At 69.1% G+C, this 16,529-nt stretch carries 12 protein-coding genes; 2 read left to right on the top strand and 10 right to left on the bottom strand.

Translation table 11 applies throughout. From position 1 onward, the window contains the following. Nucleotides 1-27 precede the first annotated feature (27 nt). A complete protein-coding gene (locus AC1RIF_RS00110) occupies nucleotides 28-639 on the top strand; it encodes a TetR/AcrR family transcriptional regulator (protein WP_492599352.1) in 612 nt (203 codons plus the stop codon). A 74-nt stretch (nucleotides 640-713) separates the two neighbouring features. Here AC1RIF_RS00110 and AC1RIF_RS00105 read toward each other — a convergent pair whose 3' ends face one another. The 9 genes from AC1RIF_RS00105 to AC1RIF_RS00065 form a co-directional block, all read right to left on the bottom strand. Further along, a complete protein-coding gene (locus tag AC1RIF_RS00105; protein ID WP_492599351.1) occupies nucleotides 714-2,120 on the bottom strand; it encodes a selenium-binding protein SBP56-related protein in 1,407 nt (468 codons plus the stop codon). 157 nt (nucleotides 2,121-2,277) lie between these two features. After that, nucleotides 2,278-6,042, bottom strand: coding sequence for a multifunctional oxoglutarate decarboxylase/oxoglutarate dehydrogenase thiamine pyrophosphate-binding subunit/dihydrolipoyllysine-residue succinyltransferase subunit (locus AC1RIF_RS00100; RefSeq protein ID WP_492599350.1), 3,765 nt, complete (start codon nucleotides 6,040-6,042; stop codon nucleotides 2,278-2,280). A gap of 112 nt (nucleotides 6,043-6,154) precedes the next feature. Continuing rightward, on the bottom strand, nucleotides 6,155-9,997 hold the full coding sequence (locus AC1RIF_RS00095) for an ABC transporter ATP-binding protein (RefSeq protein WP_492599349.1): 3,843 nt from the start codon (nucleotides 9,995-9,997) through the stop codon (nucleotides 6,155-6,157). A gap of 65 nt (nucleotides 9,998-10,062) precedes the next feature. Continuing rightward, a complete protein-coding gene (locus AC1RIF_RS00090; RefSeq protein ID WP_492599348.1) occupies nucleotides 10,063-10,836 on the bottom strand; it encodes an ABC transporter permease in 774 nt (257 codons plus the stop codon). Next, nucleotides 10,833-11,963 carry an ABC transporter ATP-binding protein gene (locus AC1RIF_RS00085; protein WP_492599347.1) on the bottom strand — a complete coding sequence of 377 codons (1,131 nt, stop codon included), beginning with the start codon at nucleotides 11,961-11,963 and terminating at the stop codon, nucleotides 10,833-10,835. Before AC1RIF_RS00085 ends, AC1RIF_RS00090 begins: the two co-directional genes overlap by 4 nt. A 110-nt stretch (nucleotides 11,964-12,073) precedes the next feature. Next, complete coding sequence (locus tag AC1RIF_RS00080; RefSeq protein WP_492599346.1) at nucleotides 12,074-12,766, bottom strand: DUF305 domain-containing protein; 693 nt, start codon at nucleotides 12,764-12,766, stop codon at nucleotides 12,074-12,076. Between the two features lie 93 nt (nucleotides 12,767-12,859). Continuing rightward, nucleotides 12,860-13,261, bottom strand: coding sequence for a DUF6153 family protein (locus AC1RIF_RS00075; protein WP_492599345.1), 402 nt, complete (start codon nucleotides 13,259-13,261; stop codon nucleotides 12,860-12,862). Between the two features lie 31 nt (nucleotides 13,262-13,292). Next, nucleotides 13,293-14,111 (bottom strand): alpha/beta fold hydrolase, encoded by an 819-nt coding sequence (locus tag AC1RIF_RS00070; RefSeq protein ID WP_492599344.1) that lies wholly within the window; start codon nucleotides 14,109-14,111, stop codon nucleotides 13,293-13,295. Between the two features lie 33 nt (nucleotides 14,112-14,144). Next, on the bottom strand, nucleotides 14,145-14,888 hold the full coding sequence (locus AC1RIF_RS00065) for a hypothetical protein (RefSeq protein WP_492599343.1): 744 nt from the start codon (nucleotides 14,886-14,888) through the stop codon (nucleotides 14,145-14,147). Between the two features lie 175 nt (nucleotides 14,889-15,063). Between AC1RIF_RS00065 and AC1RIF_RS00060 the strand changes: the two genes are divergently transcribed. After that, nucleotides 15,064-15,450 (top strand): VOC family protein, encoded by a 387-nt coding sequence (locus AC1RIF_RS00060; RefSeq protein WP_492599342.1) that lies wholly within the window; start codon nucleotides 15,064-15,066, stop codon nucleotides 15,448-15,450. A gap of 4 nt (nucleotides 15,451-15,454) precedes the next feature. Here AC1RIF_RS00060 and AC1RIF_RS00055 read toward each other — a convergent pair whose 3' ends face one another. Then, a complete protein-coding gene (locus AC1RIF_RS00055) occupies nucleotides 15,455-16,516 on the bottom strand; it encodes a glutathione S-transferase family protein (protein WP_492599341.1) in 1,062 nt (353 codons plus the stop codon). Nucleotides 16,517-16,529 lie beyond the last annotated feature (13 nt).

The raw sequence follows: 16,529 nt of genomic DNA, 5'->3' as shown, positions 1-16,529 counted from the left end.
TGAACACGATTCAGTAAGGTGGGTGCCATGGAAGGCGTCAAACGCACGCGGCTCAGCCCCCAGGAGCGGCGCGCGCAGCTCATCGATCTGGGTGTGCGCATGCTCGGAGAACGTCCGCTCGAGCAGATCTCGGTCGAGGACATCGCCGACCAGGCCGGGGTGTCCCGCGGCCTGCTGTTCCACTACTTCGCGTCGAAACACGACTTCCACGTCGAGATCGTCCGCCACACCAGCGCCGAGATGCTCGCCCGCACCGCGCCGAACCCCGACCTCGAACCCATCGAGATCCTGCGGGACGTCATGGCGTCGTACGTGGACTACGTCTCCGAGAACTGCGACACCTACGTCTCGCTGCTGCGGGGCACCGCCAGCGGTGACCCGGCGATGCGGGAGGTCTTCGAACGGACCCGTGCCGAGATGGCCCGACGCGTCGTCGAACAGCTGCCGACCCTGGGGATCGAACCCGACGCACGCATCGCACTCTCGGTGCGCGGCTGGATCGCATTCGTCGAAGAGGCAACCATCACGTGGCTGCGGGCACCCGAAATCTCCCGCGACGAACTGATCCAGCTGCTGGTGACCGCGCTGCCGGCGGTGGCCCTCAGCTCCGGCATGGCCGCGGCCCTGCTCGGCGGGTAGACGCTCCGCATACCCGACATGGCGATCGCACACCGGCGCACCGGTACCGGGATCGCCGAGTGCCGTCGGTTCCGCTACCGGTAGCAGTACGAATCGGACGAGGCATCGCCACCCTGGAGGCGGACCTGGTGCGCGCGTAGGCCTCGGAAGTCTCCGTCGTGCGGGAAGAATCGCTCGTCGACGGTCATTCCGCCGCGCGGATCGGTGTGCAGCAGCGCCATCCAGGCGCCGACCCCATCCGGGTAGAACTGGTCGTCCCAGGCGCTGTACAGCGAGTTGGTGACGTACACCCGCCGACCGTCCCGGCTGATCTCGACCATCTGTGGGCCGCCGGACAGCGCCCGGGCCGGAGCCGCGGGATGCGCGACGCGACCGATGATCCCCCCGAGCCGCACGGAAGCGGATTCCGTTGGGTGGGCGGGGTCGCGCACATCGAACTGCTTGAGCTCGCCGGTGCCCCAGCACGAGACGTAGAGGAACTCGTCGTCGACCGACAGGTCGATGTCGCTGACCAACGGTGGCACCGCACCGAACGGTTTCAGCGCCGGCGGGAGCAAGTCCGGATCGGCCGGCTCGGCCGGGATGGTGATCACCTTGTCCACCGCCCAGTCACCATCGTCTCGGTGCCAGCGCCACACCGAGGCCGACAGGTCCTCGGTCGAGATGACCACGCCGACGAACCCCCACGTGGCCTCCGGGTCGTGCGAGGGGCGCAGTTCGAGCGGCATCTGGTGCTGTGCCCCGAGGTCCACCCGCTGCCGGTGCCGACCGGTGGTCAGGTCCCAGAAGTGGATCGAGTGGCCGTACTCGTTCGCCAGCAGCAGCTCGGGCACCAGCCCGTCCTCGATCATCGACGGCGTACCCCATTCACTGCTGATCAGTGTGTCCTGGTTGAGATGCCACCAGGCGTCGTACGCGAAGTACTGCGGCCCCCGGTCGGTTTCCCATTGCCGGAGCACGTCGAACGTCTCGTGATCGAGCAGGGCGATCCCGCCCGGGCCGTCCGATCCGCCAGCGCCTCCGAGGCAGGTCATGAACACACCGTCCGGCCCGCAATGCAGCGTGTGTGGACGGGAATAGCCGGCCTTGGCGGCGAGGTCGGCAGCATCCACGACTCTGGTCACGGTGGGTTGACGCGGGTCGGGCCCGGTGTCGAGCACGTAAAGGGAGGACGAGCGCAGGCCCGGCACGATCAGGTACCGGCGGGTCAACCCCGCCATGTCGTGACCCTCGTGCTTCAACGCGCTGCTGCACGCGTTCCAGCCGAAATGGTGCAGTTCGTTGCCCAGACCGGGAACTTCGGTCCAGCCCACCACCTGGCCGTAGGTGTCCGAGCGCGGATCGACGTCGATCACGCTCATCGCGTCGGGTTTGTGCGCCGCACGGTCGAATGCGGCCACGTAGGCCAGGAGTTCTGGTGGCGCGGCTGCCGCATCCGCTGCCGTGCGATAGAAGGTCGGGTCTGTGGTTGGCTGACTCATCTTCAGCCTCCTTCGTGGAGACGGCGAGACCCTCTTCACAGAATATGAGAACCGCACGTGTAGCGGAACCGCGGGCACCGGGTCGCCGAAACGGGACCGGCCCGCCCACTCGTGAAGAGTGGGCGGGCCGGTTCGGGATCTCAGCCGATCGGGCAGATCACTTCGTGGGCGTGAACGCCGCGTCGATGATCTCCTGCTGCTCGACGGCGTGAACCTTGCTCGAGCCCGAAGACGGTGCCGACATCGCACGACGCGAGACGCGCTTGATGCCCGCGAGCTTCTCCGGCAGCAGCTCCGGCAGTGCCAGACCGAGGAACGGCCATGCACCCTGGTTCGCCGGCTCCTCCTGGACCCAGAAGAACTCGTTGACGTTCGGGTAGCGATCCAGCGTCTCCGCGATGCGGCGGCGCGGGATCGGGTACAGCTGCTCGATCCGGACGATCGCGACGTCGTCGCGATTCTCCTTCTGCTTCTTGGCGAGCAGCTCCCAGTAGATCTTGCCCGAGGTCAGCAGCACCCGCTTGACCTCGGTGCGGTCGCCGCCGTCGGCCTCGTATGCCGGCTCCTCGAACACCGAACGGAACTTGCCGGTGGTGAAGTCCTCGAGGTTGCTGACCGCGGCCTTGTTGCGCAGCATCGACTTCGGCGTGAAGACCACCAGCGGGCGGCGGATGCCGTCCAGGTGGTGACGACGCAGCAGGTGGAAGTAGCTGGCCGGGGTCGACGGCATCGCGACCGTCATCGAGCCCTCGGCGCACAGCTGCAGGAACCGCTCGATGCGGCCCGACGTGTGGTCCGGGCCCTGGCCCTCGTGGCCGTGCGGCAGCAGCAGCACGACGTCGGACAGCTGGCCCCACTTGGCCTCACCCGAGCTGATGAACTCGTCGATGATGGTCTGTGCGCCGTTGACGAAGTCGCCGAACTGCGCCTCCCACAGCACCAGGGCGTCGGGGTTGCCGACCGAGTAGCCGTACTCGAAGCCCAGGCCCGCGAACTCGGTGAGCGCCGAGTCGTACACCATGAACTTGCCGCCGTTGTCGGCTGCCGTCGCGAGCTCGGCGATCGGGTTGTACTCGTCGCCCGTCTTGCGGTCGATGAGCACCGAGTGCCGCTGCGTGAACGTGCCGCGACGCGAGTCCTGACCGGCCAGACGCACCAGGGCGCCCTGCTCGGCCAGCGAACCGAACGCGAGCAGCTCGGCGAACGCCCAGTCGATGTGGCCCTCGCGGGACATCTCCTTGCGCTTCTCGATGACCGGCTTGACGCGCGGGTGCACCGTGAAGCCCTCGGGCACGTTGACGAACGCGTCGCCGATGCGGGCGAGCGTGGCCGCGTCGACGGCCGTGGTGAGGCGCGCCGGCGGGGTCTGGTCCAGCTCCACCGACTCCGACGGTTCGGGCTTGAACTTCTCGAGCTCGCGAACCTCGTTGAAGACCCGCTCCAGCTGGCCCTGGTAGTCGCGCAGGGCGTCTTCGGCTTCCTTCATCGAGATGTCGCCGCGGCCGATCAGCGACTCGGTGTAGCTCTTGCGGACGCTGCGCTTGGTGTCGATCAGGTCGTACATCGCCGGCTGCGTCATCGACGGGTCGTCGCCCTCGTTGTGACCGCGACGGCGGTAGCAGATCATGTCGATGACGACGTCCTTGCCGAACTTCTCACGGAAGTCGACGGCCAGCTGCGCCACCCAGACACAGGCCTCGGGGTCGTCGCCGTTCACGTGGAAGATCGGCGCGCCGATCATCTTCGCGACGTCGGTGCAGTACTCGGACGAACGCGAGTGCTCCGGAGCCGTGGTGAAGCCGACCTGGTTGTTGACCACGATGTGCACGGTGCCGCCGGTGCGGTAGCCGCGCAGCAGCGCCAGGTTGAGGGTCTCGGCCACGACACCCTGGCCAGCGAAGGCAGCGTCGCCGTGCAGCATCAGCGGCAGGACGGTGAAGCCCTCCTGGCCCTTGTCCAGGATGTCCTGCTTGGCGCGGACCAGGCCCTCGAGGACCGGGTCGACCGCTTCGAGGTGCGACGGGTTCGCGGTGAGCGAGACCTTGATGTCGTTCTCGCCGAACATCTGGATGTAGGTGCCCTCGGCGCCCAGGTGGTACTTCACGTCGCCGGAGCCGTGCGCGGCCGCCGGGTTCATGTTGCCCTCGAACTCGGTGAAGATCTTCGAGTACGGCTTGCCGACGATGTTCGCGAGCACGTTCAGGCGGCCGCGGTGCGGCATGCCGATGACGACCTCGTCGAGGCTGTGCTCGGCGCTCTGGTCGATGACGGCGTCCATCATCGGGATGACGGACTCGGCGCCCTCGAGCGAGAAGCGCTTCTGGCCGACGTACTTGGTCTGCAGGAACGTCTCGAACGCCTCGGCGGCGTTGAGCTTGCTCAGGATGTACTTCTGCTGCGCGACCGTGGGCTTGACGTGCTTGGCCTCGACGCGCTCCTGCAGCCATGCCTGCTGCTCGGGCTCGAGGATATGCGTGTACTCGACGCCGATGTGGCGGCAGTACGCGTCCCGCAGGATGCTCAGGACGTCGCGGAGCTTCATCCGGGCCTTGCCGTGGAAGCCGCCGACGTTGAACTCGCGGTCCAGATCCCACAGGGTCAGGCCGTGCGTCGTGACGTCGAGGTCCGGGTGGCTGCGGAACTTGTCCTTGACGAACTGCAACGGGTCCGTGTCGGCCATCAGGTGGCCGCGGTTGCGGTACGCCGCGATCATCTCGAGCACGCGGGTGCTCTTGTCGACCGCGCCCTCCGGCACGTCCTTGCGCCAGCGGACCGGCTCGTAAGGGATGTGCAGCGAGTGGAAGATCTCGTCGTAGAACTCGTCGCTGATCAGCAGGTTGTGGATCGTGCGCAGGAAGTCGCCGGATTCGGCTCCCTGGATGATCCGGTGATCGTAGGTGGAGGTCAGCGTCATCAGCTTGCCGACGCCCATCTCCGCGATGCGCTCGTCGCTCGCACCCTGGAACTCGGCGGGGTACTCCATGGCACCGGCGCCGATGATGGCGCCCTGGCCCTGCATGAGGCGCGGCACGGAGTGGACGGTGCCGATGCCGCCCGGGTTGGTCAGCGAGATCGTGACGCCGGAGAAGTCTTCGGCGGTGAGCTTGCCGTCACGCGCGCGACGGACGATGTCCTCGTACGCGGCGTAGAACTGCACGAAGTTCATCGAGTCGGTGCCCTTGATGGCGGCGACGACGAGCGAACGGCTGCCGTTCTTGCCGGGCAGATCGATGGCCAGACCGAGGTTGGTGCTGGCGGGCGTGACGACGTTGGGCTTGCCGTCGATCTCTGCGAAGTGGCGGTTCATGTTCGGGAACGCCTTGACCGCCTGCACGATCGCGTAACCCAGGATATGGGTGAACGAGACCTTGCCGCCCCGGGTACGGGCGAGGTGGTTGTTGACGACGATCCGGTTGTCGAACATCAGCTTCGCAGGGATGGCGCGAACACTGGTGGCGGTCGGGATGCTCAACGACGCGTTCATGTTGCGGGCGACCGTGGCGGCCGCGCCACGCAGGACCTGGTTGGTGTCCTGAGCGGGAGTCTCCGAGGCGGGAGCAGCCTGGGGAGCGGCGGCCTTGGCGGCCGGAGGCTTGGGGGCGGCTGCCTGAGGCGCAGCTGCGGGCTTGGGTGCCGGTGGCGGAGCGGCCTTCGGGGCCGGAGTGGCAGCGGGCGCCGGGGCAGCGGGCGCCGTGGCGGCGGGCGCCGCAGCGGCGGCACCGTTGGCTGCCTTGGTGGCGACATCACCGGCGCCGTTCAGCGCCTCACCGTTCCCGCCCGCATTCGCCGCATCGGGCGAGTAATCCGTCAGAAACTCGTGCCAACTAGCGTCCACGGATGAGGGGTCATCCTGGAAGCGTTGGTACATCTCGTCAACCAACCACTGGTTCTGTCCGAACTGGGAAGTAGAGCTGCTGCTCACGGCAGGTGTTCGCCTCGTTTCTTTCTTCGGTACCCGATCAGAGCGCCTATACACATGAGGCTAGCCTCCGCGCGTCGAGCTCGGGCATCCGGTCCGCCGCGTGTCGGCTGTCTCACATTGTTGCGATGCGGTCACCATCGATGACGGTTCTCGACGACGAATTATTCCCCTGTTGACTGGCCGCCGCATCACAGAGCTTCGAGTAGTGCCCACCCGAATGTCGAAGTGTGCCGTGAGCACCGGTTTCGACGATCCGGCCGTCGTCGACGACCACGATCAGATCGGCTCGGGCGGCCGTCGCCAGGCGGTGCGCGACCACCACCGACGTGCGCTTTCGAGTGACCATTCGGTTCGATTCGAGGACCACACGCTCGGTCGCCGGGTCGAGCGTCGCGGTCGCCTCGTCGAGCAGGAGCAGGTCCGGATCGACCATCTCGGCGCGGGCGAGCGCGATGAGCTGACGTTGACCCGCCGACAGGCCCTGCCCGCGTTCTCCGATCGGCTGGTTCATGCCACCGCGCATCGCCGCGATGGTCGGCAGTGCGCCCACGGCCCGTGCCGCCGCCTCGATCTCCGCACGGCTCGCGTCCGGTCGGCCGTACGCGATGTTGCTCGCGACCGTGCCGGTGAACAGGTGCGCCTCCTGTGGGACGACGCCGAGCCGGCCCCGGTAACTGTGCAGCGGGTAGCGGCGGAGATCCTCCGCGTCGACCCGGACCGATCCGGAGGTCGGATCGTAGAAGCGGGCGAGCAGTTTCACGACGGTCGACTTGCCGGCGCCGGTGCGGCCCACCAACGCGACCGTGGTGCCGGCGGGGATGTGCAGGTCGATGTCGCTGAGGGCGTCGGTGTCGGCGCCCTGGTACCGGAAGGTCACGTCGTCGAACGTCACGTCACCGCGCAGATGGCCCTCGATCGGGACGGTGTCGCCGGCGTCGGCGGTCTCGATCGAGCTCGGGGTGGCGAGCAGGTCGGCGATCCGCCGCAGTCCGACGGCGGCCTGCTGGTAGCCGTCGAACACCTGCGACAGCTGCTGGATCGGCCCGAACAGCAGGCCCAGGTACAGCACGAACGCGACGAGCGTGCCGGCCGTCGCGGAGCCGTCGGCGACCCGTTGCGCGCCGACGAACACGACCGCGGCGAGCGCGAGGTCGGACAGCAGCGTGATGAACGGGAAGTAGACCGAGATGGCGCGTTGCGAGCGCATCCGGCTGCGGCGGTAGCTGTCCGCGCGTTCGGCGAACCGCCGGGCCGCGAACTCCTCGCGGCGGTAGGCCTGTGCCGCACGCAGGCCCGCGATGTTCTCCTGGAAGTCGGCATTGACGATCGAGATCCGCTCCCGGGACACCGAGTACGCGGTGCCGGACACCCGGCGGAACACGACCGTGGCGACCGCGAGGGGGACGAGCGCGGCGAGCGCTACCAACGCGAGCGTCGCATCGGTCACCAGGAGCGCGACGGCGATGCCGCCGAGCGTGAGCAGCGCGACCACCGCCGTCGACAATCCCGTCTGGATGAACGACGACAGCGCATCGACGTCGGTCGTCATGCGCGTCATGATCCGGCCGGACAGTTCCCGTTCGTAGTAGTCGAGGCCGAGCCGCTGCAGGTGCGCGTAGCTGCGCACCCGCAGCCCGAACAGCACACGTTCCCCGGCACGGGAGGTGATCACGGTGAGGACCGCGACCACGAGCCAGCCGACGAGCGCGAGGACGGTGCCCACGGCGGTCGCGGTCCACAGCGGGCCCGCGTCACCGGCGGACACTCCGTGGTCGATCGCGTACCGCACGATGGAGGGGAACGTGATGCCGATCAGCGAGTCCAGGGCCAGGCACGCGACGACGCCCGCCAGGATCCAGCGCACCGGATGCAGCAGCCGGCCCAGTCGGAACTCGGAGTCGTCGCGGCGCAGGGCGCCGGTGTCGGTGTGCGGGTCCTCCCGGGCCGGTGGCAGCGCGTCGACGGCGCGGATCAGTTCGGGGGTCGCGGCGACACCGCCCAGGGCGCCCGCCATGTGCCCGCCGCCGCCGTGCCCGCCACCCGTCGCCGCCGGCGCGGATCCGTTCGACGGGGCCGACTCGTCGTCCGCGGCCGCGTTCACCGCCGGCCACAACTGTGCCTCGGTGGGCTCGGCGATCGGTGCCGGGGCCGCGCCGTCACCGTTGCCGTCCGAGTCGGCGGGGTCTGCGGAGTCGGGTGCCGCGAGCAGCGTGCGGAACAGCGCGCACCGCTCGTCCAACTCGTCGACGGTGCCGATGTCGACGATGCGACCGCCGTCGAGGACCGCGACACGGTCCGCCAGGGTCAGCGTGGAACGTCGGTGCGCGAGGATCAGCGTGGTCCGGCGCCGACCGTCGCGGAGGGCGTCGAAGATGACGGCTTCGGTGTTCGCGTCCACCGCCGACGTCGCGTCGTCGAGGATCAGGACCCGCGGATCGACGAGCAGGGCGCGGGCCAGCGCCACCCGCTGACGTTGCCCGCCGGACAGCGTCAGCCCGCGTTCGCCGACCACGGTGTCGTAGCCGTCGGACAGCGACGTGATGAACTCGTCGGCCTGCGCCAGCTTCGCGGCGGCGCGGATCTCCTCGGAACTGGCGTCGGGCCGTCCCAGCGCGATGTTCGCGGCGACGGTGTCGGAGAACAGGAACGGCTCGTCGAACACGAGTCCGACCGCCTCGCGGAGCTGGTCGGCGCGCAGCGCGGACACGTCGAACTCGCGGCCGTCGCAGGTGAGGGACACCGTCCCGGCGCTCGGGGTGTAGAAGCGCGGCAGCAGCAGCGACAGCGCGGTCTTGCCGGAGCCCGCTGGACCCACGACGGCCACCGACTCGCCCGGCGCGATCGACAGGTTGAGGCCCGCGAGCACTCCGCGGCCCTCCTCGAAGCCGAACCCGACGTCGCGCAGGTCCACGCCGAGGGGTCCGCTCGGGAGGTCGACGGGGTGCGGGGGATCGGAGACGTCGGGTTCGGTGTCGATCACCTCGTAGACCCGTTCGACGGCCGCCCGGGACAGCTGCGCCATGATCACGACCTGCGACAGCGTCCGGGTCGCGGTCGTCATCATCGCGACGTACGCCGCGAAGGCCAGGAACGTGCCGACGGTGATGGTGCCGTGGAGGGCGAGGTAGCCGCCGAGCGCGACCACGCCGACGAGACCGAGCTGGGGCAGTGCGGCCATCGACGGGGCGAACCGTGCGTTGATCCGCGCCGCCCGCATGCGCTCGGCGTACAGCGTCCGACCGAGGTCCTCGAGCTGGTCGACCGCCCGCGCCTCCTGCCCGAACCCCTTGACGACCCGGACACCGGTGACGGTCTCCTCGACGTGCTGGGCGAGGTCGGCGGCCCGCTGCTGCGCCGACCAGGTCGCGGCGAACAGGACGGGCCGCACCAGGTAGACCACCAGCGCCACTGCCGGAACCACGACGAGCGCGACCAGCGTGAGCAGCGGCGACATCCACGCCATGATCCCCAGCGCGAGGACGAACTGCAGCACCACTCCCGCCGACATCGGCACCATCGCCAGCAGGCCCTGCACCAACTGGAGGTCGGTGATGGAACGGGAGACCACCTGTCCGGTGCGGATCTGGTCCTGGCCGCGGCCGTCGAGGCGCTGCAGCGACCCGAGCAGTCCGAGGCGGAGGTCGTGTTGCACGTCGAGGGAGAGCCGGCCGGCGAGCATCCGGCGGCCGTACTGGCAGCCGAACCGGACGAGCGCGAGGACCGCGATCAGGCCCGCGACGCCGGCGATGACCTCGGTGGCGGTCGATTCGCCGGCCGATGCCGCGTCGAGCGCGATCTTCGTGAGGAGCGGGAAGCCGATGTCGATGATCGCCGCCACCACCGTCACGGTGAGCGCCCCGACCGCGGTCCGGCGGTGATTCCAGCACTCGGCTCCGAGCCGTCGTATCCAGCCGCGGTGCTCGCCGGACACCGATGTCGCGTCGTGTGTAGCCATTGCGATCAACGGTAGTCCGGCCCGGTGACACGTCGTGTCGGGGCCGGGGTCCGCGGTCCGCGGTGTCAGGTGATGTCGCGCGAGCGGGTCGCCCACCAGCCCAGCCCGCACGACGCGACGGCCCACAGGAACAGCACCAGCAACGACAGCGGCCAGTCGGGGATGCCGTCCAGCGCGCCGTCGTCGATGGAGCCGACGAAGGCGGTGACGGTGACCGATCCCGGGAGCCATTGGGCGACCACGTCGGCGCCGAGGCCGGCCAGCACCAGGCGCACGATGCCTTCGCCCATGACGTACCACACCACGAGCCCCACGGCCGCGCCGATCGACGACCCCGTCGCGAGGGCCAGTCCGGCGCCGATCAGCGCCCACAGCGTCGACGCGACCAGCCCGATCACCAGCAGTCCGGCGATCGTGCCGTCGAGCTCGAAGTCGTCCGACAGGACGAGCAGCAGGGGCACACTCACGACCTCGATGACCAGGCAGTAGAGGAGGCCGAATGCGGCCGTCACCGCGAGCTTCGCGGCCAGCACACCGTCGCGTCCGCGGGCGGTGAGGAAGGTCGTGGTGAGCGTGTAGTGGCGGTACTCGGTACCGCAGTTGACGGCCCCGAACAGTGCTGCGAACAGGAACACCAGGCCCAGCGCCACGAACAGCCCGATCGCGGTGGCGGCCGTCGTCGCTTCCTTCGACTCGATCTCGTCGGCGACCGCGTTGAACATCGGGACGCTGATCGCGCTCGCCATCACGCCGACCAGAAGCGGGGCCAGACCCAGCGCCCACCAGAAGCGGAGGGACGTGACCTTGCGGAACTCTGCGAGAAGCAGGCGTGTGGTCACCGTCCACCTCCGTCGGTCGGGCCGAACCACTGCTGGGGCGGCTGGGGTGGGACGTACCCCGGTGGGGCGCCGTATCCCGGCGGCGGGGGACCCGGTGGCCCCGGCGGCGGGAGACCGGGACCGGTGCGGTGACCGGGGGCCGCGTACTGCCCCGACGTCATCGCCAGGAACACCTGCTCGAGGTCGACGTGTTCGGTGGACGCGCCGAACACCGTCACGTCGACGTCGGCGGCGACCCGTCCCACGGTGGCGGGGTCGGATCCGCAGATCGCGATCCGCCCGTCGGAGAGGTGCTGGATGTCGATGATTCCGGCGGCCGCGAGGGCCGTCGCGAGGCGGGCCGGGTCGGAGCAGGCGACGAGCAGTCGTGCGCGGTGGGCGCTCCTCAGGTGGTCCATGGCGCCCTGGAAGACCAGCGACCCACGGCTGACGATCACCAGGTGATCGACCATCTGCTCGACCTCACGCAACTGGTGGCTCGACACCAGGACGGTGCGACCGGTCCGGGCGAAGGCGACCAGGAAATCGCGCAGCCACGCGATGCCTTCGGGGTCGAGACCGTTGGACGGCTCGTCGAGCACGAGGATCTGCGGATCGCCGAGCAGGGCGGTCGCGAGGGTCAGCCGCTGGCGCATACCCAGCGAGAAGGTGCCGGCTCTGCGGTCGGCCGCGTCGGCAAGCCCCACCAGGTGCAGCACGTACGGGGCGCGGTCGTCCGGCACCCCGATCGCGGCGCAGTACATCCGGAGATGGTCGAGCGCGGTGCGTTTGGGGTGCAGTCCTCGGGAGTCGAGAACGGCACCGACGGCGCGTGCCGGTTCGTCGATCGCGCCGAACGGCCGACCGAGGATCGTCGAGGTGCCCGCGCTCGGGCGCACGAGCCCGAGCAACATCCGCAGAGTGGTGGTCTTGCCCGCCCCGTTGGGTCCGAGGAACCCGGTGACCGAGCCGTGCGGGACCGCGAAGCTCAGGTCGGACACGGCCCGAATCGTCTTGAACTGTTTGGACAGTCCCCGGACCTCGATGGCCGGCCCTCCCGGGCCGTAGCTCCCCCCGGCACCGGCCGGGCCGTGGCCCCCACCCGGCCCGTAGGCCCCGGGCGGACCGAACTGCATGGCTGAACTCACGAATCCCCCTTCGCGACGATCACAGTCGATCGAATGCCTGAGAGGGTACCGGCCGGTCTCGACTGCACACCCGGCGCTGGTGGCGCCGGGTGTGCAGGTCTGCAGCGGGACTACTTGTTCAGGAGAGCTTCCATCTGGGCGATCTCCGCCTGCTGGCTGGCGACGATCTGCTGGGCCAGGTCGCGCACCTGCTGGCTCTCACCGGTCTCGAGAATCTGCTCGGAGCTGGCGACCGCGCCCTGATGGTGCTCGATCATCATCTCGAGCCACATGCGGTCGAACTCGGGTCCGTTCGCGTTCTCCAGTGCTTGCATCTGCTCGCCCGTCATCATCCCCTCGTGGCCGCCCTCCATGCCGGGCATGCCGGACATCGACGTCATGGGGGCCGAGGTGCCGTCGTGGTCCATGCCGTCGTGGTCCATGCCGTCGGGAGTCTGCATCGCGCTCGGTTCGGGCACGCCCCAGGCCTTCAGCCAGCCCTCCATCTGCTCGATCTCGGGTGCCTGAGCCTTCTCGATCTGCGCGGCGAGTGCGATGACATCCGGATTCCCGCTCCGGCTGGGCACCATCTCGGCCATCTCCACGGCCTGCTCGTGGTGCGGGATCATCATCTGGACGTAGGCGACATCGGCGTCGTTGTGCGCGCCGCCCTGTTCGTTGGTCTCCGACGCATTCGCCGACGTGGTCGTGGCGGTGCCGGTGGCCGAGGTGCCGGTGTCGGAGTCGTTGTTCGAACAGCCGACGACGAGGGTGACGGCGGCTGCCGCGGCACCGATTCCGACGAGCATGCGCTTGGTTTTCATGGCGTGTTCTTCCTCTACGTGTGTGCAGTCGTGTGCAAGATCAGGGACCGGACTGCGGCCGGAACGACCCGGGGTCGCGCCGCAGTGGCCCTTTCACACCCGCAGGATGCACAGTGACGAGAGAAAGACCGAGGTGGACGGCGCGAAGGGCGGCCCGCGCCCCGCTCGCCGCGCCGGCCCGGACGCACGGCGTGGGTGCACGCGCTGTTCACGCGCGGTCCGCATCAACAACCACACCGCGAGGGCGAGCGCCGCGGCGAGAAGTACCGCCAGGCACATGTGGAAGCTGTCGTGGTCGGGCGGATGGATCGGAGCGTCGGCGGAGCCGTCCGACTCCGTGCCGACCTGGTGGCCGACCGCTTGATGCGTGGAGTCCGCCCCGGTCGATGTCGAGACGAGAGGGCCGGTTGTGACGTGGTGCATCGCCAGGACCCCGAAGACGAGCGCACACAGTGCCGCGAGTCGAGCGAACGACACTCGGACCTGGTCACGCATGGCTCCAACTGTACCGATCGGCACGATGTGCTCAACGGTCGAGAAAGGGCAGGACCTCGGCGAGGAATTCGCTGGGGCAGTCCAGTTGCGGGCAGTGCCCGCAATCGGGGATGACCGCGACGCGGCGGTCGATCGTCGGGGTGATGCGGCGGGCGGCGCGTGCCGGGGTGAGCAGGTCGTTCGCACCCCACAGCAGGAGGGCCGGGACGGTCAGCTCGTCCACCATCGTCGCGACGGGCATCTCCGCGATCTCCCGGATGACGACCCGCCCGATCGCGAGCAGATCGGCCACCTGCGTTTTGGTGGCGTAGTGCCGGGAGTAGCCGGCGCGCACGCGGGCATCGGCCCGGCGTGGATGGCGCAGGGCCGCGCCGGCATAGAGCGTCCCGATCATCCGCTGCAGAAACCGGTCGGGCACCGGCCCGGTGAGCACCCGCGTCACCCGGTCCGCCCCGAGCCGTGCGCCTCCGGTCCACGAGCGTGGAATCCCGGTGACCCCGGGCATGTCCGCGAGGACGACATCGGTCACCAGGTCGGGACGCGCGGAGGCGAAGGCCAGCGCGGTCACCGCGCCGAGCGAGTTGCCGATCACGCTCACCGGTCCGGTCCGGGCGCCGACGAGGGCGGCGAGGGCGCCGACGTAGCCGTCGATCAACGGCTCGGACCACGATCCGGCGCTGAGACCGAAACCCGGCAGGTCGACGACCAGGACCCGGAAGCGCTCGCCGAGTGTCGGCACCACTTTCTGCCACGTGCCGCCGTGATCGGAGTAGCCGTGGAGCAGCACCACCGTGCGATCGCCCGATCCGGAGACGAGCACGTGGGGAACGTCGGGGGAGGCGGGGGACACGGCGACGTCCTTTCGTCGGGGCCGGGTCCGATGTCAGGACTGCAAACGTCGGCCCTCGCCCGTTAGCGGCGGGACCACCTGCAGTCGGGCGTCACCGACCGCCGTGCCGAGTCGGTCCGGCCACTGGGCGGGTGCCGGGCCGAACGCCTCACGCGCGTTGTCGACGACGCCGCGGCCGATCGCGCGGTTTCCGGCACCACCGATCACCGCGCCGACCCCGGCGGGGAGCAGCTTGCCGAGGATGAGCGCGCTGCGCTTCGCCGCGTACTTGGTCACGAACTTGCGGACCAGCGAGCTGTTGAGCGCCCGCATCGTGCTCGGCGGAATCCGGCCCGTGACGAGGCGTGCCCAATTGGTCGCGGTCACGCCGGTCACGCGCTCGACGATCTCCATGCCCGAAGCTCCCAGCGCCACCGCGAGCACGAGTGCGCGGCGCTGCTGGTGATCCTGCGGGGAGATGCCGTGCACCGTGGCGATCGCGAGGGTCAGCAGTGCCGACGCCTCGAGGAAGAACGCGGTCTCGGCACCCACCGCCGCGATCGAGGTCACGGTTCCCACGGCCGGAACCGCTGCTGCCGCTCCCACGGCGCTGCCACTGCCGGTGACCGCGGTCAGGAACATCTTCTCCATCCGCGCGACTATCTGAGCCGGGCTCTCGTCGGGGTGTGCCCGGCGGACCCGCTCGACGTATTTGGCTACGGCGGGCGCCTGCAGTCGGCTCGCATTGTCGAGGACGGAGACGACGGTCGACTCCACCCGTCCCTGCTTCTGGCCCATCATCAGTCCTCACTTCGGTATCCGGCGGTCGGTCGTCCGGTCACGCGATATCCGACTGTCTCGCATCCGACTATAGGGAAACCGGGCGCTCGTCCCCCGAATTCCCCGGTCCGGGACGGATACCCCGCGATACGCTGGAGCGGTCCGTGACCGAGAGCGGAAGCAGGTGTCGGATATGGCCGAGACGACCAGGGTGTGGCCGGCGTTGCGTTACGCCGACGCCCGCGGGGCAATCGTCTTCCTCGTCGAGGCGTTCGGGTTCGAGGAGAAGTCGGTCTACGGCGAGGGGACCCGCGTCGATCACGCCGAGCTCGCGTGGCCGGGAGGCGGCGGCATCATGCTCGGCTCGCCCCGCCCCGACTCCGTCCTCGTCGACCTGCCCACCGGGGTGGGCGCGGTGTACCTCGTCACCGACGATCCCGACGGGCTCTACATGCGCGCCGTCGATGCCGGGGCGACGGTGGTCCAGGGTCTCGAGGACGAGGACTACGGTTCCCGGGGATTCACGTGCCGGGATCCGGAGGGCGTGTACTGGAGCTTCGGTACCTACACCGGTGAATAGCGGGTCAGTCTCTCTGTGCGCTCGCCCAGTGTGACAGTGGCACAACCTCTTCCGGTCGAGGTGGGTGAGGTGCGGTGCCGCTGCCGAACGGTCGGCCGCCGAGCGTTTCGCGGCCGTGTGGTTCGAGCCAGTGCGACAGGTCCGGGCCCTTGGGCACGATCTGCGTCGGATTGATGTCCTTGTGGACGATGTAGTAGTGCTGCTTGATCTGGGTGAAGTCGATCGTGTCCCCGAAACCGGGCGTCTGGAACAGGTCCCGCGCGTAGTTCCACAACACCGGCATCTCCGACAGTTTGCTCCGGTTGCACTTGAAGTGGCCGTGGTAGACCGCGTCGAACCGGGCGAGTGTGGTGAACAGACGGACGTCCGCCTCGGTGATGGTGTCGCCCACCAGGAACCGCTGTGTCGAGAGACGCTCGGTCAACCAGTCGAGGCGCCCGAACAGGCGTTCGTACGCGCTGTCGTACGCTTCCTGCGAGCCGGCGAAGCCGCAGCGGTAGACGCCGTTGTTGACGTCGTGGAACACCAGTTCGGACACCTCGTCGATCTCGCCGCGCAGATCCTCCGGATAAAGGTCGGGGGCGCCCTCACGGTGCAACTCCTTCCACTCGGTCGACAGGTCCAGCGTGATCTGCGGAAAGTCGTTGGTGACCACCTGCCCGGTGGCGATCTCGACGATTGCCGGCACCGTGATTCCGCGGGGGTATCCGGGGAAGCGCGCGAAGTACGCATCCTGCAGCCGGGGGATCTTCAGCACCGGGTCCACGCCGCCGGGATCGAGATCGAACGTCCAGCTGCGCTCGTCATGGGTCGGGCCGCAGATGCCCATGGACAGAACGCCTTCCAGTCCCAGGAGGCGGCGCACGATGATCGATCGGTTGGCCCACGGGCAGGCACGGGCGACGATCAGGCGGTACCGGCCCGGCTCGACCGGATAGCCGTCACGGCCGTCGGCGGTGATCCGTGTCGTGATGTAGTTCGTGTCGCGGGTGAATTCCTTGCCCGGTTCCACGAAATCGGCTCCGACGTCCTCGGTGCCCTTCCTGCTTTCCGTGCTCTCGCTCATCGCGCATCAGCTC

Source organism: Prescottella sp. GW823-FHT02E09 (genome assembly GCF_058797375.1).
The sequence above is the reverse complement of the archived record's forward strand: the minus strand, read 5'-3'. Positions and strand labels throughout refer to the sequence as shown.

Coding starts and splice junctions, on each gene's coding strand:
- AC1RIF_RS00075 (WP_492599345.1), bottom strand. CDS start 13,261: ATGCGTGACCAGGTCCGAGTGTCGTTCGCTCGACTCGCGGCACTGTGT.
- AC1RIF_RS00065 (WP_492599343.1), bottom strand. CDS start 14,888: ATGGGCCAGAAGCAGGGACGGGTGGAGTCGACCGTCGTCTCCGTCCTC.
- AC1RIF_RS00105 (WP_492599351.1), bottom strand. CDS start 2,120: ATGAGTCAGCCAACCACAGACCCGACCTTCTATCGCACGGCAGCGGAT.
- AC1RIF_RS00080 (WP_492599346.1), bottom strand. CDS start 12,766: ATGAAAACCAAGCGCATGCTCGTCGGAATCGGTGCCGCGGCAGCCGCC.
- AC1RIF_RS00060 (WP_492599342.1), top strand. CDS start 15,064: ATGGCCGAGACGACCAGGGTGTGGCCGGCGTTGCGTTACGCCGACGCC.
- AC1RIF_RS00055 (WP_492599341.1), bottom strand. CDS start 16,516: ATGAGCGAGAGCACGGAAAGCAGGAAGGGCACCGAGGACGTCGGAGCC.
- AC1RIF_RS00110 (WP_492599352.1), top strand. CDS start 28: ATGGAAGGCGTCAAACGCACGCGGCTCAGCCCCCAGGAGCGGCGCGCG.
- AC1RIF_RS00095 (WP_492599349.1), bottom strand. CDS start 9,997: ATGGCTACACACGACGCGACATCGGTGTCCGGCGAGCACCGCGGCTGG.